This window comes from Aminobacter sp. Piv2-1 (assembly GCF_037625995.1).
Lineage (GTDB): Bacteria > Pseudomonadota > Alphaproteobacteria > Rhizobiales > Rhizobiaceae > Aminobacter.
This window is the reverse complement of record NZ_JARKMU010000003.1, coordinates 57,462-83,647: the sequence shown is the minus strand read 5'-3', so window position 1 is coordinate 83,647 and position 26,186 is coordinate 57,462. Positions and strand designations below refer to the sequence as shown.

The window sequence follows — 26,186 nt, the reverse complement described above, 5'->3', positions numbered from 1 at the left end:
GTTCAACGGCAAATCAAAGCTTTTTTGCCAGTTCCTCGGCCTCGGCATTGGGTGCCGCACGGTTACGTACCCTCAGCGTATGCTCGCGGTGGATGATGTAGAGGCCGCTGGCGACGATGATCGCGCCGCCGGCGAGCGTCCATCGGTCGGGCAACTGGCCGAAGACCAGCCAGCCGAGAATGATCATCCAGACCAGCTGCAGATAGGGATAGGGAGCGAGCGCGGTGGCGGTGGCGCGCTGGTAGGCCTTGATCAGCAGCCAGTGGCCGAAGCCGCCGAAGACGCCCAGCCCGAACAGCACCAGCCAGTCATAGGGGCGGACCGGCAGCGAGCCGGCCAGCGGCACCGCCGGCAGCATGAAAAGCGCCGGGACGGCGGCCGAATAGAGGATCAGGCTCTCGGCGGTTTCGCTGGCGCCCATCTTACGCGTCATGATCGTGTAGAGCGACGAGCTCAGCATGGCGCAGATCGAGAAGACGTAGCCGATGCTGAAGCCGCCGAAGCCCGGCCGGGTGATGACCATCACGCCGACGAAGCCGACGCCGACCGCGAGCCAGCGCCGCCAACCCGCCCATTCGCCGAGCAGCGGCCCGGCGAGCGCGGTGATGACCATCGGGCTGGCGAAATTGATCGACACCGTCTCGGCGAGCTGCAGCGTCTGCAGCGCCATGAAGTTGAAGATGGTCGAGCCGAACATGAAGACGGCGCGCAGGATCTGCAGCGACAGGCTCTGCGGCACCAGCCGCTCCGGCCGCTGCCAGGCCTTGAAGAGCAGCAGCACGAGCAGCGTATGGACGGCGAATCGGACCCAGGTGACGAACGGCGCGGCCATGCCCGAGGTGACAAGGTGCTTGGCGCTGGTGTCGAGGAAGGAGAAGACCAGACCGGAGGCGAATATCAGCAGGATCGCCGAGGTCGGCGTCGCTGTCTCTGCTGGCTTCTGGGAGGTCACGCTGGCGGGCCGGGTAAGGACGAGGTCGTGTGGCTAGAGCAAGTCCAGGATAAAGTGCGAAGCGTCCGGAATTGCGTCAAAACAAAGAGATAGAGCGTTTTCGCGGTTCGAAGAACAGCGGAAATGCTCTATTGCGCCAACGCCCGCCGCGCGGCAAGGCAAAATCGGTGGACCAGGCGAAGAAAAGCCTATTCCGCCGCTTCGGCCTCCAGCTCGTGCTCGGCATCCGCCGCCGGATCGGCTTCGGCGCCGGTCTCGTCGTCGACGAGGTCGACATCCGAAAGGTTGGCCTCAATGCGGATCAGAAGCTTCGACAGCTGCTTGACGTCCTTCTTGTCGAAGCCCTTCAGCGCCTGCTTCTCGGTCTTCTTGACCGATTTCTCGACGGCGCGAATGGCATTGTGCCCGACCTCGGTGAGGAAGATGTGCGCCTGGCGGGCATCGGTGTCGGAGGCGCGCTTCTCGAGGAAGCCCTGCGCCTGCAGCCGGTTGATGGTCTTGGTGATGGTCGGCGGCCGCACGCCGAGCCGCGCGGCGAGCTGGCCGGGGGTCTGGCCGTCCTCTTCGTGCAGCGACAGCATGATCTGGTCCTGGCCGGCGTAGAAGCCGTGCGCCAGGAGCCGGGCTGCGAGCGTGGTGCGCGCCAGCCGGGCCACCGAATGAAGTCGGCTCATCGCCGCGCCTTTGTTGGACTTGGACATCCGCATCTCCCGCGCCATGCCCCGCACCGCGCCGGCTGAGAATAGTTGCCGCGCGGCCGTTGGCAATCGATTTGGGCGGAAGGTTGCCATGTCGCTTTGCCGGCAACCGTCTCCCGCAACGGCGTCTTGCCAGACGGATGTTACAGTTCGATGACAGAAACATTTCGCCGGCAAATTTGCCGGCGCGCTAGCCCTGGCGCTCGATCGCGACGATCATCGCCGCCTCGTAGGCCGAAGCGATCCGACGCACGCGGCTCTCCACGCCCGTCCCGGCGCGGCGCAGGATGCCGTCGGCGGCGTTCATCGTGTCGCGCGTGCCGCGCCGGCCGTTGTAGGGCGCGACGCCGGCGAAGATGCGATCGCTGACGTCGTCGGGAAAGAACATCTGCCCGGTCATCACCGAAGCCTGGTCCGGGAACGCCTTGAAATGGATGTGCGTGGTCCTGCCGCGATACCAGCCCGGATAGATGGTGCCGAAGGCGACGATGCCGTCCTTGCCGGTGGGCTGCCAGCCGCGCAGGAACTTCTCGCCGGTGGTGTCCACGTCCCGCCCGTCGCCCTGGCCCGGATAGCCGGAGTAGCGGCCCTCGGCGTCGCAATGCCAGATGTCGACGCGAGCGCCCTCGATCGGCCGGCAGTGCTGGTCCACCACCTGGAGGCGGACGGTCAGCGCTACCCCCTTGCGACCCTCGGTGATGTCGCTGCGTTCCAGCACCGGATCGAAATAATACGGCCCCTCCGTCGTCTCGGGCGTGATCGTGCAGACCCCGGCATTGGGCAAGAGGAGCGGCTGGTCTTGCGCCCGCGCGATTGCCGGCATGAAGGCGCCGCCGCTTGCGGTGACCGCGATAAGGCCGAGCGCCCGGCGGCGGGTGAGATTGGCGCGCAATGGCTGATCCGGCATGGTCGGCCAGCTCCTCTGAGGGTCGGTGCCCCCGGCCCGGCCGTCAATCTAGGAGGCCGCCTGCACCGGGCCTAGTTAAGTTTCGTTAATCTTGCGAGGTGTCTGCCCCAAGACCACGCTCGCGCAAGTCTTTACAACCGAAATACTTGCAAGATACAATCTTTGCGAGCAATTTTATCGATTTGCGAACTCCTTTACCCCGGCAGAGCGTGCAACCCAGCACCTTTGCAGAAAAGTCGGAATGTCAGCGCATCACGGGTCCAGCATGCGAAGTAGGCCCCTGGGACTCGGGGACGAGCGCTCCATGACCGAATGCGAAAGACTGCCGCCTCGCCGATCCGCAAATTCAGCCGCGGCCCGGCTGTCGCGCTCCCGCGCAACAGTACCTCATCCGCCGACCCGCCGTCAGCGAATTGCCGCCGGGTACCCTTTTCGGGGTGCCCGGCGGCAACGCCTGACCTTTCAGGCGGCACGGCGCGGCTCAGCTCGGGCCGCCATAGAATATGTGCCCGCGGTACTGGTGCGAGGCGTCATGATAGTGCCGGTAGCCGCCCGGCACGTGTGGCGCATCCTTCCAGTCGCCCTGACCTTCGCTCAGCGCCAGCGCCAGGGTGTGCGCCTTCTTCTTGTCGGCATGGACGTCCAGGCCCTGGCGGATGCGTCGCATCGCCTCGGTCTTCTCGATCGCCCTGCCCTCCGACACGAGGCGGTCCCCCGACAGTCGCACAGGTGTGTAGCTTCCCATGATCAGCTCCTGTTCCCTGATGAACTCCCGATCATCCCGGCTCAGGCCGGTCGCACGTTGCCGGGACCGGAGTAGACGTAGGCCCGGTTCGGGGCGACCAGGAATTCCCCGTTTGCGTTGTCGTTCGGGTGGATCTTGAAGAACGACCCCGAGGCCGCGACCGTGCCATAGGTCTGGGGCGCGACGAGCACCCGCTGGGCCGAGACCCAGTAGACGGTGTCGATGTAGTTGTAGACGTAGAAGGTGACCGGGCTCGCGCTGTTGTTGAAGATGACTGCGGAATTGACCGCAGCCGCGCCCAACAGCGATTTGATGTCCTCGCGAGCCAGCTTGTAGAACGCGTTCAGGTCGATCGTGGCATCCAATGTGGCACTCATTTGCTTCTCCTCTCGGGATACGTCGTTTGTGCCTTCGGAGCCCCCGCGCAGACGCACGCGGGCAGCCTTGCGCCGGCATCGTCGGATGCGGCGAAGATCGGATGTCCAGAATGGTTGGTGGGCGGGCCTCCTCAGGCAAGACCGACGATATTGGGCGCTAGGTGGAATGTCGTCTGCGAATAGAGACAGAAATCATCGGTCCATTTCCGGAAAGACCTTTGCGGAGGGGGCCGGGCGGATGGGATCGGCGGCATTCGCCGCCGCGATCGCCGGAGCCCTGCGCAGGGACTTCCCGGTCGGCGGCGTGAAGACCGTCGCCGGCCTGACCCTTGCCAACGAGCGCGCGGTCAAGAACTGGTTCGACGGCAGGAACGCCCCCTCCGGCGAGTTCCTGGTGATGCTGTGCCGGCACTCGGATCAGGTACTGGAAACCTTCCTCACCCTGTCCGGCCGGCCGGGGCTGGTGTCGGCCAAGAAGCTGGTCGACGCGAGGCTGAAGCTGCGCGAGATGCTGGCGATCCTCGACGAGCTGGAATCTCGCTGACGAGCGGTTTGCCGCGTGCAAATGCGCGACCGGCATCCTATATGGAGCCTCTATCCGCTCCCGAGGACGACCATGACCGAAGCCCAGACCCAAATCCCCGTGACCGTGCTGACCGGCTATCTCGGCTCGGGCAAGACGACGCTGCTCAACCGCATCCTGTCGGAGAACCACGGCAAGCGTTATGCGGTCATCGTCAACGAGTTCGGCGAGATCGGCATCGACAACGACCTGATCGTGGAATCCGACGAGGAGATCTACGAGATGAACAACGGCTGCGTCTGCTGCACCGTGCGCGGCGACCTGATCCGCGTGGTGGAAGGCCTGATGCGCCGCCCCGGCCGCTTCGACGCCATCGTCGTCGAGACCACCGGCCTCGCCGACCCGGTGCCGGTTGCCCAGACCTTCTTCATGGACGAGGACGTGCGCGCCAAGACCAAGCTCGACGCGGTCGTCGCGCTCGTCGACGCCAAGCACCTGCCGCTGCGGCTGAAGGATTCTCGCGAGGCCGAGGACCAGATCGCCTTCGCCGACGTGGTGCTGCTCAACAAGACGGACCTGGTGAACGCGGACGAACTGCGCCAGGTCGAGGCCACCATCCGCGCCATCAACCCGACCGCGAAAATCCACCGCACCACCCGCGCCGGCGTGGCGCTCGACCAGGTGCTCGACCGCGGCGCATTCGACCTCCAGCGCGTGCTGGCCGACGACCCGCATTTCCTCGACGCACACGACCACGACCACGATCATGAGTGCGGTCCGGACTGCGACCACGACCATCACCACCACGATCACGATCATGACCACGACCACCATGATCACGACCACGGCTCGGCATCGCCGATCCACGACGTGACGGTGAAGTCGGTGTCGCTGCGCGGCGGCGACATGGACCCCAAGAAGTTCTTCCCCTGGATCGAGAAGATCACCCAGATGGAAGGCCCCAACATCCTTCGCCTCAAGGGCATCATCGCGATCGCGGACGATCCCGATCGCTACGTCATCCAGGGCGTTCACATGATCATCGAAGGCGACCACCAGCGCGCCTGGAAGGACGGCGAGAAGCGCGAGAGCCGGCTGGTGTTCATCGGCCGCGAACTCGACGCCGAGCGCCTGACGCGCAGCTTCGAGGCCTGCCAGGCGGCGTGAGCGCCATCTTCCTTCTCCCCGCCTGCGGGGAGAAGGTGTCCCGCAGGGACGGATGAGGGGCAACCCTTTCTCCCCTGTTTTTTCCGCCCCTCATCTGGCTGCCGCCATCTTCTCCCCGTAAACGGGGAGAAGAACGCTCTCATCGAAGCCGCAACATCATGCCCACAGTCGCCCCGCTTGATCTCGAAGGCCATTGCGTCGCTGCTGCCTTCCTCGACGACATCCCCTTCTTCGCCCTCGCCGACGGCATGGTGCACTGGCTCGACCATGGCCAGAAGTCGGTGAAGCTGCATGACGGGCTTTTGGCCGCGACGACGACCGCGAAGAACGATCTGCTGATCTCGGGCGGCGAGGACGGCAAGGTGATGTCGCTCTCTTCCGCGGGAACCGCCGAAGAACTGGCCAGCGCCGGCAGGAAATGGGTGACCTCGGTGGCATCGGGCCCGCAGGGGGCTGTCGCCTATGCCAGCGGCCGCAACGCCTGGGTGCGCTTCGCCGACGGCAAGGTGAAGGAATTCGTCCACCCGCGCTCGGTCGAAGGCATCGCCTTCTCGCCGAAGGGCATGCGTTTCGGCGTCGCCCGCTACAATGGCGCGACCCTGCATTTCCCGGCCGCCGCAGGCGCGCCGACCGAGCTGCAGTGGGACGGCGCCCATACCGGCATCACGTTCTCGCCCGACGGCGCCTATGTGGTGACCACCATGCAGGAGAACGCCCTGCACGGCTGGAAGCTCGCCGACGGCAAGCACATGCGCATGACCGGCTATCCGGCCAAGGTGAAGAGCCTGTCGTGGAGCGCCAAGGGCAAGTGGCTGGCGAGTTCGGGCGCACCCGCGGCGATCGTCTGGCCGTTCACCGGCAAGGACGGCCCGATGGGCAAGGCGCCGCTGGAACTCGGCACCCGCGGCAATTCCATGGTCACCACCGTGTGCTGCCATCCGAGCGAGGACATCGTCGCCGTCGGCTACGACGACGGCATGGTGATGGCGGTGCGCTTCGCCGACGCCAAGGAGGTGCTGTTGCGCCGCCCAGGCAAGGGCGCCATCACCTCGATGGCCTGGGACAGGCAGGAACGCCGCATCGCCTTCGGCAGCGCCGCCGGCGACTGCGGCGTCATCGACATCGCAGGGTAACCGGCGGCCTTTGATCTCGACCGGTTGCCCCTTCACCCCCGGGTGAGGGGAATCCGCGCGTCGTTCAATCACTCCACCAGGCAGGTGGCGCGGCCGCTGAAATTGAAGGTCTTGCCCTCGCCGCCGGTGGCATCGGCCATGTCGAAGACGGTGACCGAATACTGCCCGATATAGTCGCCTTCGTCGCCCGACTTCGTCTTGACCATGACCTCGACATAGCCGTGCGGCTTGTCGGCCTCGCGTTCGCGGTAGACGATCAGCCGAAGCTCCTCGCCGTCGAGCCAGTACTGGGCGAGATGCGCCTTGTCGAAGCTCATCTTGCGCAGGTCCTGCGCCACCGCATTGTCGAGGATCTCGATCTCGCCCCGGAAATCAAAAACGGGGCTGCCCATGCCACGCGTGACGCCGCTCTCGATGGCCAGTTTCACTGCCTCGTCCTTGGCACCGCAGGAGAGCCCGCCAGAGGCAACGGCCGGGCCCGCCGCAAGCAGGATCGACATGGCTGTCATGATAGCACGCATCGGCACATCCCCCCAAAGCTCATCAGCATGATCGACGACGCTGGCCGAACATCAATATGGCTGAGCCAATCGACACTCCGATGGCGGCCAGTTGCCGTCAATGGTGGCGGCTGGCTAGAGTGGCGCCGACTGTCGGATGGGGAGGCATGATGAACCGCGTCGAACGACCAGAAGCCACCGAAGGCGGCGTGCCGCTGTCGCGCATCGCGGAGCTTGCAGCGACGGAGGCGGAAATCTTCCGCCGCGCCCGGCCCAAATCCGAGGCGGCCCTCGGCAACGGCATGGCGGGCTTCTTCAACGGCGTTCCGATGCACTGGATGAAGGACTGGCCGACGCCTTTCCCCATCCTGGTCGACAAGGCGAACGGCTCCACCATCACCGACGTCGACGGCATCAGCCTGGCCGACTTCTGCCTCGGCGACACCGGCTCGATGTTCGGCCATTCGCCTGCCCCCGTCGCCCGCGCCATCCGCCGGCAGGCGAGCCGTGGCCTGACCTACATGCTGCCGTCGGAGGATTCGCTCACCCTCGGCCTGCTGTTAGCCAAGCGTTTCGGCCTGCCGCACTGGCAGATCGCCACGACAGCAACCGACGCCAACCGCTTTGCCCTGCGCGTCGCCCGCGCCGTCACCGGTCGCGACAAGATCCTCGTCTTCAACGGCTGCTACCATGGCTCGGTCGACGAGACGATGGTGCGGCTGGACGACGGCAAGCCGATCAACCGACCCGGCCTCGCCGGCGAGTTCCGCGACCTCACCGCCCGCACCCGCATCGTCGAGTTCAACGATCTGCCCGCGCTGGAAAAGGCGCTGAACCATGGCGACGTCGCCTGCGTTATCACAGAACCGGTGCTGACCAATTCCTGCATGGTGCTGCCCGAGCCCGGCTTCCTCGAAGGCGTGCGCAAGCTCACCCGCAAGACCGGCACGCTGCTGCTCATAGACGAGACCCACACCATCTCCACCGGCCCCGGCGGCTATACCCGCAAGCACGATCTCGACCCCGACCTGTTCGTGCTCGGCAAGCCCGTCGCCGGCGGCGTGCCGGCCAGTGTCTGGGGCATGAGCGAGGAGACGGCCGCCCGCTACGCCGCCTACAACAGCACCAAGGAACCGGGCTATTCCGGCATGGGCACGACACTGTCGGCCAATCCCCTCCAGTTCGCGGCGATGCGTGCCGCGCTGGAAGAGGTGATGACCGAGGCGAACTACGCCCACATGGAGAAGCTGGCCGAGCGGCTGGCGACCGGCCTCGACAAGGCGATCCGAAAACGGAAGCTGCCCTGGCACGTGATGCGCGTCGGCGCCCGCGTCGAGTTCATCTGCGCCCCAGGCCCGCTGCGCAACGGCGGCGAGGCAGAGCATGCGCATGCCTCCCGGCTGGAGGCTGCGGTGCATGTGGCGCTGGTCAATCGCGGCGTGCTGATCGCGCCGTTCCACAACATGATGCTGGTCTCGCCGGTGACGACCGCGCGGCAGGTCGACAAGCTGGTTGCAGCTTTCGGCGATATTGCCGCCCGTCTTGCGGCATGAGACAAGGCACAAGGACAATCGAGTGACATCATGACATCACCTTCCGGCTCGACCATCGACGAGGCGCGGGCCTTTCTGGACGCCAACCCCGGCATCGAAGCCTTCGACATCGTACTGACGGACTCCAACGGCGTCGGCCGCGGCAAGATCATCCGCCGCCACGAATTGATGGGGCTCTACGAGGGCGGGCGGCACCTGCCCATCTCCATCCTCGGCCTCGACATCACCGGCGAGGACGTCCACGAAACCGGCCTGATCTGGGATTCCGGCGACGGCGACCTCAGAGCCTGGCCGATCCCCGGCACGCTGAAGCCGCTGCACGGCACCAGCCCTGCCCGTGGCCAGCTCCTGATGTCGATGTACCATCTCGACGGCGCGCCGATGACGTCCGACCCGCGGCTGGCGTTGAAGCATCAGGTCGAGCGGCTGGCCGAAAAGGGTCTCTACCCGGCGGGTGCCTTCGAACTCGAATTCTTCCTGCTCGCCAACGACCGCGACGGCGACGGCAAGGTGCAGCCGGCGCGCGCCGTGCTCGACGGCCGCGCCTCGGGCAAGACCGAGGTCTATTCGGTCGACCATCTGCACGGCATGGAACCGCTGTTCTCCGACATCTATGCGGCAGCAAAGGCGCAAGGAATCCCCGCCGAGACGGTCATCTCCGAATATGCGCCCGGCCAGTACGAACTCACCCTGCGCTACCGCAAGGACGTGATGCAGGCCGCCGACGACCTGATCATGCTGAAGCGGCTGGTGCGCGCCCAGGCCCGCCGCCATGGCGTGACTGCCTGCTTCATGGCCAAGCCGATCGAGAAGTATGCGGGCTCGGGCATGCACTTCCACGTCTCGCTGCTCGACAAGGACGACCGCAACGTCTTCACCGAAGCCGTGGAAGGCACCTGGGAACCGAAGCTTCTGCATGCGCTCGGCGGCCTCGCCGACACGATGGCGGAATCGATGCTGGTGTTTGCCCCGCACGCCAATTCCTGGCGCCGCTTCGTGTCGCAGTCCTACGCGCCGGTGGCGCCGACCTGGGGCGTCAACAACCGCTCGGTGGCGCTACGCGTGCCGGCGGGCGATGCGAAGAACCGCCGCATCGAACATCGTCCGTCGGGCGTCGACGCCAACCCCTACCTCGTCGCCGCGACCATCCTCGCCGGCATCTCCAAGGGGTTGGAGGAACAGCTCGATCCCGGCCCGGAGACGTCAGGCAACGGCTACGAGCAGGCCGAAGGCACCGAAAGCGTGATGCCACCGGACTGGCGCTCGGCCATCGAGGCCGCCAAAGCGTCGGAGTTCCTGCGCGAGGCCCTCGGCCACGACCTGCACCGCACCTTCACGGCGATCAAGGAAGCCGAGTACCTGCGCGTCGCACGCACTGTGAGCGAACTCGACTACCACCTCTATCTGCACGAGGTGTGAGGGCGGGGTCCTAAGGTCAGGGCTTGGTCGCGCGCGAACCAATGCTGGCCAAGGGCGAGTTCTTGCACGCCCCCCTCTGTCCTGCCGGACATCTCCCCCACAAGGGGGGAGATCAGCCTTCATCAACATCTCGGGCCATCGGAGGCTCTGCAGGACCAGCAGAAACGGCGCAACTGCCAATCTCCCCCCTTGTGGGGGAGATGTCCGGCAGGACAGAGGGGGCGCAACAAGGCGCAAACCACCCCGATTAGCGGATAAGGATCGCCCGGAGGTCGTTGACGTTGGTGCCCGTCGGGCCTGGGACGAAAAGGTCGCCCACCGAATTGAACGCGGTCCAGGCGTTGTTGCCCACGAGCATGGCCTTGGCGTCGACGCCGGCCGCGCGCATGCGGGCGACCGTCGAGCCGTCGGCGAAGGCTCCCGCATTGTCCTCGGAGCCGTCGATGCCGTCGGTGTCGGCGGCGAGCGCGTCGATGCCGGAAAGCCCGTCGATGCCGATGGCGAAAGCGAGCAGGAACTCGCTGTTGCGGCCGCCCTTGCCCCCCTTTTCACCAGGTTTGGCGCGCAACGTCACCGTCGTCTCGCCGCCCGACAGGATCAGCACCGGCTTGCTGAAGGGACGGTTGCGGGTGACCACTTCACGCGCGATCGCAGCGTGTACGCCGCCGACCTCGCGTGCCTCGCCCTCGATCGCATCGGACAGGATGACCGTCTCGACGCCGAGAGCGCGCGCCGCGTCAGCCGCGGCATCGAGCGACACCGCGGCCGAGGCGATGACATGCACCTCGTTGCGGGCAAAGCGCGGATCGGATGGCGACGGGGCGTCGGCGGCAGCCGAATTGATATGCGCCATGACATTGGCCGGAAGCTGGATCCGGTAGGTCTCGATCAGCCGCAGGGCGTCGCCACGTGACGCCGCGTCGGGAACGGTCGGTCCCGAAGCCACCAGTGCCGGGTTGTCGCCGGGGATGTCGGAGACGACGAGCGAGACGACGCGCGCCGGATGGGCGGCGGCGGCGAGCCGGCCGCCCTTGATGGTCGAGATGTGCTTGCGGATGGTGTTCATCGCCGAGATCGGCGCGCCCGAGGCGAGCAATGCCTCGTTGACCGCGATCTCGTCGGCGAGCGTCAGTCCGCCGGCCGGCGACGGCAGCAACGCCGAGCCGCCGCCCGAGACCAGCGCCACGACCAGGTCGTCCTCGGTCAAGCCCGAGACCGTCTCGAGCAGGAGCTTCGCCGCCTCGAGGCCATTGGCATCGGGCACCGGATGCGAGGCCTCGACGATGCGGATGCGCTCGCAGGGGGCCGCAAAGCCGTAGCGAGTGACGACCACGCCTTCGAGCGGCCCGTCCCATGCCTTCTCGAAGGCCGCCGCCATCTGCGCCGAGCCCTTGCCGGCACCGATGACGATGGTGCGTCCCTTTGGCCTTGCCGGCAGGTGGCGGCGAATGGTGAGTTCCGGATCGGCAGCCGCGACGGCGGCCTCGAAGATCTTCGTCAGGAACTGCTTCGGGTCGGTGATGGTCATCCGGGCTCTCGCTATGCGTCGCTTCGTCTGTTCATGTCGCGCCGCCCCTCATCCCGTCCTGAGTTTATCGAAGGGGCGGGACCTTCTCCCCGCAGGCGGGGAGAAGGGGCAAGCGGAGGCATTGCGGCCAGCCTCCTTCTCCCCGTACTCACGGGGAGAAGGTCCCGGCAGGGGGATGAGGGGCAGCGCGGCCTTCAAATCATACAGGATCGAGCACAAGCTCCTGCCTGGGAATACCGAGATGATCGGCGATCGCCGCCACGACCACCTCATGGTCCTGGCGCTCCGGCAGGCCGGACACGGCGATCGAGCCGATCACGCCCGCGCCCTTGACCCGGATCGGGAAGCCGCCGCCGGCGAGCACGTAGTCCTCGATCGGCAGCGCCTCGCCCACCGGGAAGGTCCGGTCCTCGCGCGCCTTGGTCAGCACCATGCGGTAGCTGCTGCGGTGGAACATCCGGACGACGTTGAACTTGCGCCGTGCCCACTCGGTATTGCTGACCGTCGAGCCCGGCAGCGCGCAGTAGAAAAGCGTGCGGTCCCACAGGCGGATGTCGACGACGATGGGGAATTTCTCGGCGAGGCCGCGGGCGCGGATGGCCGAGCCGATCTCGTAGGCCGTTGCCTCGTCGAAAGCGTCGAAGACGAGCCGGGCCTCCTGCTCGGCGATCTTCTTCACATCATCGGCTGCTGCCATCGTCCGCTCCTCCTTCAGACCAGAGGTCACATGGCAGACACCGGGCTATGACGCAAGGTCAGGCCGCCTGATCCATGGTCGACTTGGCGGGGCGGCCGGCGACATAGACCTCGGCCACGGCGCGGTCGTCGCCCAGCGTCTGGAGCAGGAACAGCTCCTCGGCCAGCGTCTCGACGCGTTCCATGCGAAGCCGCATGCCGGGCGTCGCGCGGGCATCGAGCACGACGATGTCGGCGTCGGTGCCGACCTCCAGCGTGCCCACCTTGTCGGCGATCGACAGCGATTCGGCGTTGCCGCGCGTCAGCTGCCAGTAGGAAGCGAGCGGGTTCAGCTTCTCGCCGTTGAGCGCGATGACCTTGTAGGCCTCGTCCATGGTGCGCAGCATCGAATAGTTGGTGCCGCCGCCGACGTCGGTCGCGGTCGCGATGCGCAGCGGCTTTTCGCGCCGGCGATAGCGGTGGTAGTCGAACAGCCCCGAGCCGAGGAACAGGTTGGAGGTCGGGCAGAACACGGCGATCGAGCCGTGTTCGGAAATCGCGTCGGATTCGCGCTCGCCGAGATGGATGCAGTGGCCGAGCAGCGTGCGTTTGCCGAGCAGGCCGTAGTGCTCGTAGATGTCGGTGTAGTCGCGCGACCAGGGATAGAGCTCCTGGGTGAAGGCGATCTCGGCGTGGTTCTCCGACAGGTGCGTCTGGATGTGCAGGTCGGGATGTTCCCTGGCGAGCTGGCCCGCCATCTCCATCTGTTCGGGCGAAGACGTGATCGCGAAGCGCGGCGTGATCGCATAGAGCTGGCGGCCCCTGCCGTGCCATTCGGCGATCAGTGCCTTGGTGTCGTCGTAGCTCGCCTGCGGCGTGTCGAGCACGCCCTCGGGCGCGTTGCGGTCCATCATCACCTTGCCGGCGATGTTGAGCATGTTGCGGTCGTGCGATTCGGCGAAGAAGGCTTCCGCCGACTGCTTGTGCACCGAGCAGTAGGCGGCGACGGTGGTGGTGCCGTGCCGCACCATCTCGTCGAGGAAGGTCCTGGCGATGCGGCGCCCATGCTGGGCGTCGATGAAGCGCGTCTCCTCGGGGAAGGTGTACTTGTTCAGCCACTCGAGCAGTTCGGCGCCGTAGGAGGCGATGATCTGCATCTGCGGCACATGCACGTGCGCGTCGATGAAGCCGGGCAGGATGAGGTGGGGCCGGTGATCGACCACCCTCGCGCCGCTGCCCGCCTCGGCGGCCACCCGCTCGTAGGCGCCGACGGCCGCGATCCTGCCGTCGCGCATGAGCACCGCGCCATCCGCCTCATAGGCATAGGAGGCGTGGTCGTCGGCGCTGTCGGGCCAGCGCAGGAAGGAGAGCGTGCGGCCGCGAAGGAGTGTTGTCGTCATGATGGAACCCTACGAGCTTTTCTGCCCAGGCGAAATCGGCCGTTTCCTCGCGGAAACTGCTTCCCGTTTCGATCCAGGTCTTCTCAGTCGTCAGCGCAGCTTCTGCGCCTCTTCGAACCAGGTGGCGAGCATCTGTCGCTCTTCCGGCGTGATCTGGGTGACGTTGCCGGGCGGCATCGCATGGCTGCGGCCGGCCTGCAGATAGATCTCGCGCGCATGCTGGGCAATCTGCGCGTCGGTCTCGAGCTTCACGCCCTTGGGCGCCTGGTAGACCCCCTCGTAGGAAGGCGTGGCGGCATGGCACATGGCGCAGCGCCCGAGTACGGTGTCGCGGACCGCCGGGAACTGCGCCGCGGCGATCAGCGGCTGGGCGGCGGCCGCGGCATTGGCGGCATTCTTGTCCTCGCCGGTCAGCACCTTCGGCACCGTCGACAGCCACATGATGACGATGAACAGCAGGGTGGCGGCCAGCCAGGTCCAGTGCGGGTTGCCGGCACGCCTGTGGACGGTGTTGAAGTAGTGGCGGATGAGCACGCCGATGATGAAGATCAGCGCGCCGATGATCCAGTTGAACTGCGTGCCGAAAGCCAGCGGATAGTGGTTCGACAGCATGAAGAACAGGACCGGCAGGGTCAGGTAGTTGTTGTGCGTCGATCGCGTCTTGGCGATCTTGCCGTATTTGGGGTCCGGCGTGCGGCCGGCGATCAGGTCCGCCACCACGATCTTCTGGTTCGGGATGATGATCATGAAGACGTTGGCCGACATGATCGTCGCGGTGAAGGCGCCGAGGTGCAGGAAGGCCGCGCGGCCGGTAAAGAGCTGCGTGTAGCCCCAGCTCATGAACACGACGACGCCGTAGAGCACCAGCATCAAAAGGGTGTCGTTGTCGCCGAGGCGCGACTTGCACAGCTGGTCGTAGACCACCCAGCCCAGCGCGATCGACGCCAGCGAAATGCCGATCGCCACCGGCACCGACACGTCGAGCACGTTGCGGTCGATCAGGAAGAGCTCGGCCCCGCCGTAATAGACCACCCACAGCAGCGCGAAGCCCGACAGCCAGGTGGCGTATGATTCCCATTTGAACCAGGTCAGGTGCTCGGGCATCTGCGCCGGCGCCACCAGATACTTCTGGATGTGGTAGAAGCCGCCGCCATGCACCTGCCATTCCTCGCCATGGGCGCCGGCCGGCAGGTTGGCGTGCTTCCTCAGCCCGAGATCGAGGGCGATGAAGTAGAACGATGAGCCGATCCAGGCGATGGCGGTGATGACGTGCAGCCATCTCACGCCGAAGCTCAGCCAGTCCCACAAAAGCGCGTAGTCGTTCACCATCCGCCGATCCTCTTCCCAACGTGGCGGCAATCTTACGACGCCGCACGCCCTGCGGAAGAGGACGGATTCGCGATGACTTTCAAAAAAATCTGGAAAATACTAGCGTATTGCCGCACGGCATAAGCTGGCTATGGGACGCTAATGGCATATCTGGACAACATCGCCGTCTTTGTGCGCGTCGTGGAGCTCGGCAATCTCTCCGCCGCGGGCCGCGACATGCGCATTTCCCCGGCTGTCGCCTCCAACCGAATCAAGGAGTTGGAGAAGCACCTGGGCGTGCGCCTGTTCAACCGCACGACACGACAGCTGATGCCGACCGAGCACGGCACGGTGTTCTACGCCGGCGCCAAGCAGGTGCTGGATTCGATCGTCGAGGCAGAGGCCGCCGTCGCGGCACTCTCGGGCCAGCCGCGCGGCACGATCCGCGTCACCGCCCCGCTGGGCCTCGGGCGCAGGCTGATCGCCTCGGGCATCCCCGAGTTCCACGACAAGTATCCCGACATCGAGGTCCGGCTCCGGCTTTCCGACCACAATGTCGACATCCTCAAGGAAGGCCTGGACGTCGCCTTCCGGCTCGGCCTGATCGAGGATTCGAGCCTCAGGATGCGCGGCATCATGGAATGCGAGCGCGTGCTGGTCGCCTCGCCCAAATATCTGGAGCGACGCGGCGAGCCGCAGTCGCCGCAGGAACTGGTCTCCAACAAGCACGATTGCCTGATGCTGCGCTATCCCGGTTCGCGCGAGTTCTTCTGGCTGCTGGAGACGAGCGCGGGCCCGGCCAAGTTCGAGGTCCACGGCCCCTTCGATTCCGACGACGGCGACGTGCTGACCGGCTGGGCGCTGGCCGGCCGCGGCATCGTCAACAAGCCGCGCTTCGAGGTCGAGCCCTTCCTCCGCGACCAGCGGCTGAAGGTCATCCTGCCGCAGGCCCCGCCCGTTCCGGTGCAGTTCGCGGCCGTCTATCCGCACAAGAAGCTGCAGGACCCGAAGGTCCGGCTGCTGCTCGACTTCATGGCCGACCGCTGCCAGCGGCTGATCAAGGACATATTGGCCGGGCGCTGAGGCTGCCCCGGCCATTGACACGTTTCAGGCGAGTGCCTGGTAGGCCGAATTCCAGAAGTCGACATAGTAGGCCGGTGGCTCGGGCGACTCCATCAGGCGCTGGGTGAGCAGGATGCCCGCGAGCCCTTCGGCCGGATCGGCATAGGCGGAGGTGCCGTAGCCGCCGTCCCAGCCGAACCGGCCGGGCGTCATCCAGAGGTTGTCGCGCTTGAGCGCGACCGCCATTCCCAGGCCCCAGCCGCTGTTGCCGTTGAAGAAGGTCCGGGCGCTGTCCCTCTGCTCCGCCGTCAGCTGGTCGGTGGTCATCAGCTCGACCGCGGCGCGCGACAGGATGCGCTCGTCGCCGAGCCGGCCCTTGCCAAGCATCATCTTCTGGAAGGCGAGATAGTCGTCGGCGGTCGAGACCAGGCCGCCGCCGCCGGCCTCGAAGGCTGCCGGGCTGGCGAACCGGCCGCCCTTGGCCTGGTCGTAGACGCCGAGCTTGCCGGTCTGGAAGTCCCGGCTGTAGGCGGTGGTGAGCCTGTCGGTCTTTTCCGCGAGAACCTCGAAGCCCGTGTCCTTCATCCCGAGCGGCGAAAAGATCCGCTCGTTCATGAACGCCGACAGCGATTGCCCCGCGGCACGCGCGATCAGCACCCCGGCCACGTCCATGCCCGTATGATAGAGCCAGCCCTCGCCAGGCTGGTGTGCAAGCGGCAGGCTGCCGATGCGCTTCATGAATTCGTCCGGCGGGCCGCGGAAGAGATCGGCGCTAGGCGCCACCCCGGCATCCTGCATGGCCTGCTGCAGCGGATAGCGGATCGGATAGACCATGATGGCGCCGAGGCCGAAGCGCAGCGTCAGCAGATCGCGCAGCGTGACCGGCCGGCTGGCCGGCACGGTGTCGTCGAGCCGACCGTCGACTGCCTTGAGCACCTTGCGGCCGGCGAGTTCGGGCAGCCATTGGTCGACCGGGTCGTCGAGCCTGAGCCGCCCCTCCTCGACCAGGATCATCGCCGCCGCGGCGGTGACCGGCTTGGTCAGCGAGGCGATGCGGAAGATGCTGTCGCGCCGCATCGGCGTGGGATCGTCGAAGGCCTGGCTGCCGACGGCCTCGACATGGGTCTCGCCGCCGCGGTCGACCGCCCACACCAGCCCCGGCACGACGCCGCGCTCGACATAGCCGGCCATCGTCTTCCGCATCCGGTCGAGCCGGTCGGCCGAGAAATTGCCCATCGCATTGCTCCCTGGCTTGCCTGAACCGCCTTGCTGTGCGGCCGGCTGCTTCTGCACCGCGCCCGCGCTGGCGGGCATCAACAAGGCGGCCGACAGGGCAGCTCCCTTGATCAGGCTACGCCGATCCAATCCATGTGGCATGCGCATCTTCATCTCCTCTCGATCTGGCGCGCGGCCGCCGACCGCTCGACCTCGGCCGAAGGCGCTTGCACGCTCTCCAATCCCTGCTACAGGCTTCCACTAACTGGAATGCAACCAGTTGCAAACATTAATCAGTTGCACGCTAGCTCAACTGATTTTATATTGCAACCAGTTTTACTGGGGGAGTTCCCTTCATGAACCAGCAGCATCGCTCGGGCTGTCCGATCAACCTCACCCTCGAGGTCGTCGGCGACAAATGGAGCTTGATCGTCTTGCGCGACATGATGTTCGGCAATCGCCGCCACTTTCGCGAACTCCTGACCCAGTCCGAGGAAGGTATCGCTTCCAACATCCTGGCCGACCGGCTGAAGCGCCTGGTCGAGGACGGGCTGATCAGCAAGGCGGACGACCCCAGCCACAAGCAGAAGGCGATCTACAGCCTGACCGAAATGGCGATCGAACTGCTGCCCGTGTTCGCCCACATCGCCGCATGGGGACGCAAATGGCTGCCGGTGAGCGAAGAACTCAGCATCCGCGCCGAACTTCTGGAAAAGGGCGGGCCGGAGATGTGGGACCGCTTCATGGTGGAACTGCGCACCGACCATCTTGGCGAGCCGCTGTCGGAGGCTGCCGCCGAACGCCTGCCGGTTCGCGCCGAACTGCAGGCCGCCTATCTTGCTGTCGTGGCCAGGAATGCCACGGCTATGGCCGGCTGAGGCTCAGCCCTTCGTGGCGCCCGCCAGCGCGGTCATGATCTCGGCGGCAGCGAGTGCGGCGATCACGGCGGGACGCTTGTCCCTCACCGCGTCCCCGCCGATTGGGCAGACGAGCCGTGCAAAGACCTGCTCGCTGCCGCCGGCGGTCTTCAGGAACCAGCTCCTGAACGTGGCCTTCTTGGTCTTCGAGCCGATCATGCCGACATAGGCGGCATCATCGCGCTTCAGCGCCTCGGCGACGATCAGGAAATCGAGCGCGTGGTCATGGGTGAGCACGACGAAGGCAGCACCGGACGGCGCCTCGCGCACCATCTCCTCCGGCACCGGGGTCAGCCGGGTGTCGATGCCAACGGGCATGCCGTCCAGGGCGTCCGCGCGGGTCTCGACGATCACGACGTTGAGCGGCAGCAACGCGAAGGCGGATGCCAGCGCATGGCCGACATGGCCGCCGCCGAAGACATAGACATGCGAGAGAGCGGCGTCCGACGCCTCCGCCGCTGCGATCAGTTCCGCCGCGATCACTTCGTCCACCGCGCGCACCGCGATCTCGACGCGGCCGCCGCAGCACTGGCCGATCTCCGGCCCGAGCGGGATGTCGAGGGTGAGCGTTTCCCTCCCCCTTGAGGGGAGGGTGGCGGCGAAGCCGCCGGGTGGGGTCGTTGCGTCCGGGTTCAACGCCTCTTGGGCGCCTCTTCCTGAGGTTACCCCCTCTGCCCGCCTTGCGGGCATCTCCCCCTCGAGGGGGGAGATTGACCCCGCCAGCATCGCCCGCGCCGCGTCTATCGCCATGAATTCGAGCTGGCCGCCGCCGATGGTGCCGAAGATGCGCTCCGGCGACACCAGCATCCACGCGCCCTTTTCGCGCGGGGTCGAGCCCTTGGCCTCGGTCACCTCGACCAGCACCGCCGAGGGCGCTGCGTCGAGGAATGCCCGGAGGCGCCTGCCGGTCTTGCTCACTTGACCTGGGCCGCCTCGGCCCGGAGGCGTTCGATCGCCATCAGCACCCGCTCCGGCGTGGCCGGCGCGTCGAGACGCGGGCTGATCTTGTGGTCGGCGACGCTGGCGACCGCGTCCGACAATGCCTGCAGCACCGAGATGCCGAGCGGCAGCGGCGGCTCGCCGACGGCCTTCGAGCGGTGGACGGTCGGCTCATAGGCCTCCGACCAGTCGGTCAGCGCCACGTTGAAGATCTTCGGCCGGTCCGACGCCAGCGGGATCTTGTAGGTCGACGGCGCGTGCGTGCGCAGCCGGCCCTTGCCGTCCCACCACAGCTCCTCGGTCGTCAGCCAGCCCGTGCCCTGCACGAAGCCGCCCTCGACCTGGCCGATGTCGATGGCCCGGTTCAGGGACCGGCCGGTGTCGTGCAGGATGTCGGCGCGCTCGATGACGTATTCGCCGGTCAGCGTGTCGACCGAGACTTCCGAGCAGGCCGCGCCATAGGCGTAGTAGTAGAAGGCGTGGCCCCTGCCCTTGCTGCGGTCCCAGTGGATCTTCGGCGTCTTGTAGTGGCCGGCCGCCGACAGCTGGATGCGGTTGAGATAGGCCTGCTTGACCAGGTCGTTGAAGGAAATCTCCTGGTTGCCGACGCGCACCCGGTTGGGCAGGAACACGATCTGGTCGGCCGGCACCTGGTACTTCTCGGCGGCGAAATCGGTGAGGCGCTTGCGGATCTGCCGCGCCGCGTTCTGTGCGGCCATGCCGTTGAGGTCGGCGCCCGACGACGCCGCCGTCGGCGCCGTGTTCGGCACCTTGGCCGTGGTCGTCGCGGTGATCTTCACCCTGTCGAGGTCGATCTGGAACTCCTCGGCCACCACCTGCGCCACCTTGAGGTGCAGGCCCTGCCCCATCTCCGTGCCGCCGTGGTTCATGTGCACCGAGCCGTCGGCATAGACGTGCACCAGGGCACCGGCCTGGTTGGATTCGGTCTTGGTGAACGAGATGCCGAACTTGACCGGGGTGAGTGCCAGGCCGCGCTTGACGAAGCGGCTGTTGTTGTTGAAGGCCGCGATCTCGCGCCGGCGGCGCTGGTAGGACGAGCTTTCCTCCAGTTCCGCGACGATGCGGTGGATGATGTTGTCCTCGACCTTCTGGTGATAGGGCGTGAGGTTGCGTTCGCCCGGCGTGCCCATGGCGTCGTAGAAATTGAGCTTGCGGATCTCGAGCGGGTCCTTGCCCACCGCAAACGCCACTTCCTCGATGACGCGCTCGGCGCCGACCATGCCCTGCGGGCCGCCGAAGCCGCGGAACGCCGTGTTCGACACCGTGTTGGTGTAGAGCGGCGCCGACTTGGCATGCACGTTCGGATAGAAATAGGCGTTGTCGCAGTGGAACAGCGCCCGGTCGCCCACCGGCCCCGACAGGTCGGCCGAGAAGCCGGCATTGAGCGCGAACATGAAGTCGACGCCGAGGATACGGCCCTCGTCGTCGAAGCCGACCTCGTAGTCGATGGCGAAGTCGTGGCGCTTGCCGGTGGCGGTCATGTCCTCGTCGCGGTCGAGCCGGACCTTGACGGCGCGCTTGTGCTTCTTGGCCGCGATCGCCGCGATCGCCGCGCACTGGTTGGCCTGGGTTTCCTTGCCGCCGAAGCCGCCGCCCATGCGGCGCACCTCCACCGTCACCGCATGGCTCGGCACGCCGAGCACGTGGGAAACGAGATGCTGGGTCTCGCTCGGCCCCTGCGTCGAGCAATAGACGACGACTTCGTCGTCCTCTCCGGGCACCGCCAGGGACACCTGGCCTTCGAGATAGAAATGGTCCTGGCCGCCCAGCTTCATCCGCGCCTTCACCTTGCGCGGGGCAGCGGCGATGGCAGCGGCGGCGTCGCCGCGATTGAGCGTCAGCGGCGAGGTGACCTGCTTGTCCTTCTCCGGATCGAGATCCCAGATGCTGATGATGGCCGGCAGTTCTTCATATTCGATCTTGGCGAGGCGCGCCGCGCGGCGGGCCTGCTCGCGGGTTTTGGCGACGACGGCGAAGATCGGCTGGCCATGGAATTGCACCTTGCCTTCGGCGAAGACCGGATCGTCATGCATGCCGCTCGGCGACACGTCGTTTTCGCCGGGCACGTCGGCATGGGTCAAAACGTCGACGACGCCGGGCGCGGCACGCACCGCCGTCAGGTCGACGGATTTCAGCGTGCCATGCGTGACGTTGGACAGGCCGAGGCCGATATGCAGCGTGCCCGCCGGTTCCGGCATGTCGTCGATATAGACGGCATCACCCGAAACGTGCTTGTGCGCGGAATCATGGCGCTGTTCGGTGTGCACGCCGCCGGTGATCTTCGCGGCCGTGAGGTTCGGTTGGTGCTGGGTCATGTCACGCAGCCTCGTATCTCGACACCGTCAATGGCGCCTTGGTGCCGGTGGTTTCCATGTAGAAACGCAGGAGCAGGTTCTTCGCCACCAGCGCACGATACTCCGCCGTAGCGCGCATGTCGGTCAGCGGCGTGAAGTCCTCGGCATATCTGGCCATCGCCGCTTCCACGGTCGCCTCGCTCCAGGGCTGGCCGAGCAGCGCCTTTTCCACGGCACTGGCACGCTTTGGCGTCGCCGCCATGCCGCCATAGGCGATGCGGACATCGGCCACCGTGCCGTCCTTGGCGAGTTGCAGCCAGAAGGCGCCGAGCGCGGCGGTGATGTCCTCGTCGCGCCGCTTGGTGACCTTGTAGACGGCGAAATGGTCGCCCTTCGCCGGCACCGGCACGTGCACGGCCTCGACGAACTCGCCCGGCGCGCGGTCCTGCTTGCCATAGGCGACGAAGAAGTCCTGCAGCGGGATCGCACGGCGCGCCTTGCCCTTGCGCAGGGTTAGCGTCGCGCCGAGCGCGATCAGCGGCGGCGGCGTGTCGCCGATGGGCGAGCCGTTGGCGACGTTGCCGCCGATGGTGCCCATGTTGCGCACCTGCTCGCCGCCGATGCGGTCGATGAGCGGGCCGAGCGCCGGAATGCGCTTCGACAGCGTCTCGAACGCCTCGGTGTAGGTGACGCCGGCGCCGATCGAGATGACGCCCTTGTCCTCGCTCAGCGAATGCAGGCCGTCGATGTTGGCGATGAAGACTGCGGGCGCGATGTCGCGCATGTGCTTGGTGACCCAGAGGCCGACGTCGGTCGAACCGGCGACCACGGTCGCGGTCGGCTCGGCTTCCAGCACGGCGGCGAGATCGTCGACATCGGCCGGGATGACGAAGCGGTCCCTGCCCTCGCCGACCTCGACGCGGGTGCCGTCCCTCAGCGCCTCGAGCCGGGCGGTGATCGCCTTGCGTTCGGCCAGCAGCGGGTCCTTGGCCACCTTGCCGTAGTCGGAGATGGCACGCGCGGCGCGCATGATCGCCTCGTAGCCGGTGCAACGGCAGAGATTGCCCTGCAGCGCCTTCTCGATCGCCGCGTCCGAAGGCTCGGGCGAGACCATCCACAGGCCGTAGAGCGACATCACGAAGCCCGGCGTGCAGAAGCCGCATTGCGAGCCGTGGAAATCGACCATCGCCTGCTGCACCGGGTGCAGCTTGTCGCCGCCGCCGGCGAGATGTTCGATTGTCACGACATGGCAGCCGTCGAGCGAACCGACGAAGCGGATGCAGGCATTGACGCTCTCATAGACGAGCTTGCCACCGGCCAACCGGCCGACGAGCACCGTGCAGGCGCCGCAGTCGCCCTCGGCGCAGCCTTCCTTGGTGCCGCGCAGCGAGCGGCTCAGGCGCAAATAGTCGAGCAGCGTCTCGGCGGGCGCAACGTCGGAAAGCTGCACATCCTCGCCGTTGAGGATGAAGCGGATCTGGTTGCGTGTCTTGACCGTCGCCATGGCTCAGCTGCCCCTGTAGGTGGAATAGCCGTAGGGGGAGATCAGCAAGGGCACATGATAATGCGTCCGCTCGGCCATGCCAAAGCGGATCGGCACGACGTCGAGGAAAGCCGGCTTCGGCAGTTCGGTTCCCTGGCGGCGCAGGTAGTCGCCGGCTTCGAACACCAGCTCGTAGTCGCCGGTCAGGAACTCGTCGCCGGCAAGCAGCGGCGCATCGCAGCGGCCGTCGGAATTGGTGGCGACCTTCTTGAGCAGCGTCCGCACATCGCCCTCGATATGGAACAGCGTGATCGACAGCCCTTCGGCCGGCTTGCCGGTTGCAGTATCAAGGACATGGGTGGTGAGGCGTCCGCCTTCGGCCTTTGTCATTCGCTCTCCCTACTGGCGACATGCGCCATCATCATAGATTTTGCGCCATTTAAGGGCATTGCATAAGGTGCGGTCGAGAAGAGGCGTACAAAAAGACTTTCAAAATTTTTCGAGGGAATGTCTGCCGTTCCTTTCGCTATCCTGCTCAAGTGGCAGAAAACACCGCTTTCGAGGGACCATGCGTTACGTAAGAGACATGCGCGGCTACGGCGCGAACCCACCAGACCCGAAATGGCCGGGCGGTGCTAATGTGTGCGTGCAATTCGTGGTCAACTACGAAGAGGGCGGCGAGAACAACGTCCTGCACGGCGACGCCGCCTCGGAAGCCTTCCTGTCCGAGGTCGTGGGCGCGGCCCCCTGGCCGGGCAAGCGCCACTGGAACATGGAATCGATCTATGAATACGGCGCCCGCGCCGGCTTCTGGCGGCTCCACCGCATGTTCACCGAAACCAATGTGCCGGTGACCGTCTATGGCGTCGCCTCGGCCCTTGCCCGCTCGCCCGACCATGTGGCGGCGATGCAGGACGCCGACTGGGAGATCGCCTCGCACGGCCTGCGCTGGATCGACTATCGCGATCACGAGGAAGCCGCCGAACGCGCCGACCTGCTGGAAGCGATCCGCCTGCACAAGGAAGTCGTCGGCGAACGCCCGACCGGCCTCTATCTCGGCCGCACCTCGGTCTATTCGGTGCGCCTCGCCGCTGCCGAAGGCGGCTTCGACTGGATTTCCGACACCTACGACGACGAGCTGCCCTACTGGCTCGACCATGACGGCCACGGCAACGCGATTCCGCCGCAGCTGGTGATCCCCTACACGCTCGACGCCAACGACATGCGCTTTGCGACCGCGCAGGGCTTCAACTCAGGCGACCAGTTCTACGCCTATCTGAAGGACAGCTTCGACACCCTCTACCGCGAGGGTGCCGCCGGCCGGCCGCGCATGATGAGCATCGGCCTGCACTGCCGCCTCGTCGGCCGTCCCGGCCGCGCCGAAGCGCTGCGCCGCTTCATCGAGTATGTGCAGAGCCACGACAAGGTCTGGATCGCCCGCCGCGCTGATATCGCCAAGCACTGGCGCGAAAACCATCCCTACCAGCCGCAGGCGCTGCGTCCCTCGCGTATGGATCGCCAGGAGTTCGTCCAGCGCTTCGGCTCGATCTTCGAGCACTCGCCCTGGGTCGCCGAGCGCGCCTTCGACCTCGAGCTGGGCCCGGCCCATGACAGCGCCGGCGGCCTGCACAATGCGCTCTGCCGCGCCTTCCGTTCGGGAACCGACGCCGAGCGGCTCGGCGTGCTGACCGCCCACCCCGATCTCGCCGGCAAGCTGGCCCAGGCCAAGCGCCTGACCGAGGAATCGACCAGGGAGCAGGCCTCCGCCGGCCTCGACGCGCTGACCGATGCCGAGCGCGCCCGCTTCACCGAGCTCAATACCGCCTATGTCGAGAAGTTCGGCTTCCCCTTCATCATCGCCGTGCGCGACAATGACAAGGCAAGCATCCTCAAGGCATTCGAGACCCGCATCGCCAACTCCCGAGATCAGGAATTCACTGCTGCCTGCAAGCAGGTGGAGCGCATCGCCTGGTATCGCCTCAACGACCTCCTTCCCCGCTAAGACCGATGACAAAACGCTCCTATTACGCGCCGAAAGGCGGCCTGCCTCCCCAGACGGACCTGATCACCGATCGCGCCGTCTTCACCGAAGCCTATGCGGTGATCCCGAAGCGCGAGTTCTCGGACATCGTCACCAGCTTCCTGCCGCACTGGGACAAGACGCGGCTCTGGGTCATCGCTAGGCCGCTGTCGGGCTTCGCCGAGACCTTCTCGCAATACATCATGGAAGTGCAGCCGGGCGGCGGCAGCGACAAGCCGGAACCGGATGCGGGCGCCGAGGGCGTGTTCTTCGTGGTCGAGGGCGAAGTGACCGTGACGGTTGCCGGCAAGAGCCATGTGCTGACGCCGGGCGGCTATGCCTACCTGCCGCCGGCCAGCAAATGGACCGTCCGCAACGCCGGCACCGAGACGGCGCGCTTCCACTGGATCCGCAAGGCCTACGAATATGTCGAGGGCCTCGACGCGCCCGAGCCGCTGTTCCTCAATGACAACGACGTCGAGCCGAACGCCATGCCGGACACCAACGGCACCTGGGCGACGACCCGCTTTGTCGATCCTGACGACCTGCGCCACGACATGCACGTGACGGTCGTGACCTTCGAACCGGGCGGCGTCATCCCCTTCCCGGAAACCCATGTCATGGAGCACGGCCTCTACGTGCTCGAAGGCAAGGCGGTCTACCGCCTGAACAACGACTGGGTCGAGGTCGAGGCCGGCGACTTCATGTGGCTGCGCGCCTTCTGCCCGCAGGCCTGCTATGCCGGTGGCCCCGGCCGCTTCCGCTACCTGCTCTACAAGGACGTCAACCGCCACATGAAGCTTGGCGCGCCGTTCGCCTCGCGCCGCGGCTGATCACCGGGAGCCGATCGTGAAGCGCATCGTCGCAAGACCCCTGACCCGCGAAAACTTCGCCGATTTCGGCGAGGTCATCGACACCAACTGCGACACGCACTACCCGATCAATGCCGGCAAATGCGAGCGCTTCCACGCGCTCGCCCATTGCGAGGCGACCGGTCCCGACGCCTGCGTCATCATCAACATCTTCAAGGGGACGCCCTACGACTTCCCCTTGAAGCTCTCGATGGTCGAGCGTCACCCGCTCGGCAGCCAGGCCTTCATCCCGCTGTCGCCGCGTCCCTATCTCGTGGTCGTATGCCCCGACACCGACGACGGCCCGGGCGAGCCGCACGCCTTCGTCACGGCACCCGGCCAGGGCGTCAACTATCCGCGCAACCTCTGGCACGCGGTGCTGACCCCGATCGGCGAGAACCAGGATTTCATCGTCGTCGACCGCGGCGGCTCGGGCTCGAACCTGGAAGAGTTCCACTTCTCGCACCCATACGAAATCTCCCTACCGGAAGGCTTCTAA

General features: G+C 66.2%; 25 protein-coding genes. 10 read left to right on the top strand and 15 right to left on the bottom strand.

The window, feature by feature from the left end; all coding sequences use genetic code 11:
- Positions 1-13: 13 nt before the first annotated feature.
- The 5 genes from AmiPiv_RS06650 to AmiPiv_RS06630 all read right to left on the bottom strand — a co-directional run bounded on the left by AmiPiv_RS06650 (position 14) and on the right by AmiPiv_RS06630 (position 3,679).
- Positions 14-952 carry a DMT family transporter gene (locus AmiPiv_RS06650; protein WP_340036551.1) on the bottom strand — a complete coding sequence of 313 codons (939 nt, stop codon included), beginning with the start codon at positions 950-952 and terminating at the stop codon, positions 14-16.
- Positions 953-1,140: 188 nt separating this feature from the next.
- Positions 1,141-1,653 carry a MarR family winged helix-turn-helix transcriptional regulator gene (locus AmiPiv_RS06645; RefSeq protein ID WP_340036550.1) on the bottom strand — a complete coding sequence of 171 codons (513 nt, stop codon included), beginning with the start codon at positions 1,651-1,653 and terminating at the stop codon, positions 1,141-1,143.
- A 187-nt stretch (positions 1,654-1,840) separates the two neighbouring features.
- Positions 1,841-2,557 (bottom strand): intradiol ring-cleavage dioxygenase, encoded by a 717-nt coding sequence (locus AmiPiv_RS06640; protein WP_340036549.1) that lies wholly within the window; start codon positions 2,555-2,557, stop codon positions 1,841-1,843.
- 481 nt (positions 2,558-3,038) lie between these two features.
- Positions 3,039-3,302 (bottom strand): hypothetical protein, encoded by a 264-nt coding sequence (locus AmiPiv_RS06635; RefSeq protein ID WP_340036548.1) that lies wholly within the window; start codon positions 3,300-3,302, stop codon positions 3,039-3,041.
- Positions 3,303-3,343: 41 nt separating this feature from the next.
- A complete protein-coding gene (locus AmiPiv_RS06630; protein ID WP_340036547.1) occupies positions 3,344-3,679 on the bottom strand; it encodes a hypothetical protein in 336 nt (111 codons plus the stop codon).
- Between the two features lie 238 nt (positions 3,680-3,917).
- Between AmiPiv_RS06630 and AmiPiv_RS06625 the strand changes: the two genes are divergently transcribed.
- From AmiPiv_RS06625 to AmiPiv_RS06615, 3 genes are all read left to right on the top strand, one after another.
- Complete coding sequence (locus tag AmiPiv_RS06625) at positions 3,918-4,223, top strand: hypothetical protein (RefSeq protein WP_340036546.1); 306 nt, start codon at positions 3,918-3,920, stop codon at positions 4,221-4,223.
- 72 nt (positions 4,224-4,295) lie between these two features.
- Complete coding sequence (locus AmiPiv_RS06620; protein WP_340036545.1) at positions 4,296-5,369, top strand: CobW family GTP-binding protein; 1,074 nt, start codon at positions 4,296-4,298, stop codon at positions 5,367-5,369.
- 158 nt (positions 5,370-5,527) lie between these two features.
- Complete coding sequence (locus AmiPiv_RS06615; protein ID WP_340036544.1) at positions 5,528-6,502, top strand: WD40 repeat domain-containing protein; 975 nt, start codon at positions 5,528-5,530, stop codon at positions 6,500-6,502.
- Positions 6,503-6,570: 68 nt separating this feature from the next.
- On the opposite strand, the gene AmiPiv_RS06610 is transcribed toward AmiPiv_RS06615, so the two are convergent.
- Positions 6,571-7,023 (bottom strand): hypothetical protein, encoded by a 453-nt coding sequence (locus AmiPiv_RS06610; protein WP_340036543.1) that lies wholly within the window; start codon positions 7,021-7,023, stop codon positions 6,571-6,573.
- 146 nt (positions 7,024-7,169) lie between these two features.
- Between AmiPiv_RS06610 and AmiPiv_RS06605 the strand changes: the two genes are divergently transcribed.
- Together AmiPiv_RS06605 and AmiPiv_RS06600 are read left to right on the top strand one after the other, a co-directional pair.
- Positions 7,170-8,555: an aspartate aminotransferase family protein gene (locus AmiPiv_RS06605; protein WP_445206911.1), complete on the top strand. Its 1,386-nt coding sequence runs from the start codon at positions 7,170-7,172 to the stop codon at positions 8,553-8,555.
- A 30-nt stretch (positions 8,556-8,585) separates the two neighbouring features.
- Complete coding sequence (locus AmiPiv_RS06600; RefSeq protein ID WP_340036542.1) at positions 8,586-9,974, top strand: glutamine synthetase family protein; 1,389 nt, start codon at positions 8,586-8,588, stop codon at positions 9,972-9,974.
- Between the two features lie 247 nt (positions 9,975-10,221).
- Here the strand turns inward: AmiPiv_RS06600 and AmiPiv_RS06595 are convergent, their stop codons facing one another.
- From AmiPiv_RS06595 to AmiPiv_RS06580, 4 genes are all read right to left on the bottom strand, one after another.
- Positions 10,222-11,502, bottom strand: a complete 1,281-nt coding sequence (locus AmiPiv_RS06595) for a glycerate kinase type-2 family protein (RefSeq protein ID WP_340036541.1) — start codon at positions 11,500-11,502, stop codon at positions 10,222-10,224.
- 199 nt (positions 11,503-11,701) lie between these two features.
- Positions 11,702-12,199 carry a heme-degrading domain-containing protein gene (locus AmiPiv_RS06590; RefSeq protein WP_340036540.1) on the bottom strand — a complete coding sequence of 166 codons (498 nt, stop codon included), beginning with the start codon at positions 12,197-12,199 and terminating at the stop codon, positions 11,702-11,704.
- Positions 12,200-12,257: 58 nt separating this feature from the next.
- Complete coding sequence (gene guaD, locus AmiPiv_RS06585; protein ID WP_340036539.1) at positions 12,258-13,577, bottom strand: guanine deaminase; 1,320 nt, start codon at positions 13,575-13,577, stop codon at positions 12,258-12,260.
- Positions 13,578-13,667: 90 nt separating this feature from the next.
- Complete coding sequence (locus AmiPiv_RS06580; RefSeq protein WP_340036886.1) at positions 13,668-14,903, bottom strand: urate hydroxylase PuuD; 1,236 nt, start codon at positions 14,901-14,903, stop codon at positions 13,668-13,670.
- Between the two features lie 144 nt (positions 14,904-15,047).
- On the opposite strand from AmiPiv_RS06580, the gene AmiPiv_RS06575 reads away from it, so the two are divergent.
- The gene (locus tag AmiPiv_RS06575) at positions 15,048-15,968 is read left to right on the top strand and encodes a LysR family transcriptional regulator (protein ID WP_340036538.1); all 921 of its coding nucleotides are present in this window, start codon (positions 15,048-15,050) and stop codon (positions 15,966-15,968) included.
- 24 nt (positions 15,969-15,992) lie between these two features.
- Here the strand turns inward: AmiPiv_RS06575 and AmiPiv_RS06570 are convergent, their stop codons facing one another.
- Positions 15,993-17,324 carry a serine hydrolase domain-containing protein gene (locus AmiPiv_RS06570; protein WP_340036537.1) on the bottom strand — a complete coding sequence of 444 codons (1,332 nt, stop codon included), beginning with the start codon at positions 17,322-17,324 and terminating at the stop codon, positions 15,993-15,995.
- 194 nt (positions 17,325-17,518) lie between these two features.
- Between AmiPiv_RS06570 and AmiPiv_RS06565 the strand changes: the two genes are divergently transcribed.
- On the top strand, positions 17,519-18,040 hold the full coding sequence (locus AmiPiv_RS06565) for a winged helix-turn-helix transcriptional regulator (protein ID WP_340036536.1): 522 nt from the start codon (positions 17,519-17,521) through the stop codon (positions 18,038-18,040).
- A gap of 3 nt (positions 18,041-18,043) precedes the next feature.
- Here the strand turns inward: AmiPiv_RS06565 and xdhC are convergent, their stop codons facing one another.
- The 4 genes from xdhC to uraH are packed head-to-tail and all read right to left on the bottom strand — an operon-like array spanning position 18,044 to position 23,206.
- On the bottom strand, positions 18,044-18,997 hold the full coding sequence (gene xdhC, locus AmiPiv_RS06560; RefSeq protein WP_340036535.1) for a xanthine dehydrogenase accessory protein XdhC: 954 nt from the start codon (positions 18,995-18,997) through the stop codon (positions 18,044-18,046).
- Positions 18,994-21,354: a xanthine dehydrogenase molybdopterin binding subunit gene (gene xdhB / locus AmiPiv_RS06555; protein ID WP_340036534.1), complete on the bottom strand. Its 2,361-nt coding sequence runs from the start codon at positions 21,352-21,354 to the stop codon at positions 18,994-18,996. The genes xdhC and xdhB overlap by 4 nt, the downstream gene beginning before the upstream one ends.
- 1 nt (position 21,355) lies before the next feature.
- A complete protein-coding gene (xdhA, locus tag AmiPiv_RS06550; protein ID WP_340036533.1) occupies positions 21,356-22,837 on the bottom strand; it encodes a xanthine dehydrogenase small subunit in 1,482 nt (493 codons plus the stop codon).
- A 3-nt stretch (positions 22,838-22,840) separates the two neighbouring features.
- Positions 22,841-23,206: a hydroxyisourate hydrolase gene (uraH, locus tag AmiPiv_RS06545; RefSeq protein ID WP_340036532.1), complete on the bottom strand. Its 366-nt coding sequence runs from the start codon at positions 23,204-23,206 to the stop codon at positions 22,841-22,843.
- A gap of 178 nt (positions 23,207-23,384) precedes the next feature.
- Here uraH and puuE point away from each other — a divergent pair, with 178 nt between their 5' ends.
- The 3 genes from puuE to AmiPiv_RS06530 are packed head-to-tail and all read left to right on the top strand — an operon-like array spanning position 23,385 to position 26,186.
- Entirely contained in the window at positions 23,385-24,818 is a 1,434-nt protein-coding gene (gene puuE / locus AmiPiv_RS06540) for an allantoinase PuuE (RefSeq protein ID WP_340036531.1), read from the top strand.
- Between the two features lie 5 nt (positions 24,819-24,823).
- The gene (locus tag AmiPiv_RS06535; RefSeq protein ID WP_340036530.1) at positions 24,824-25,669 is read left to right on the top strand and encodes a bifunctional allantoicase/(S)-ureidoglycine aminohydrolase; all 846 of its coding nucleotides are present in this window, start codon (positions 24,824-24,826) and stop codon (positions 25,667-25,669) included.
- Positions 25,670-25,685: 16 nt separating this feature from the next.
- On the top strand, positions 25,686-26,186 hold the full coding sequence (locus tag AmiPiv_RS06530) for an ureidoglycolate lyase (RefSeq protein WP_340036529.1): 501 nt from the start codon (positions 25,686-25,688) through the stop codon (positions 26,184-26,186).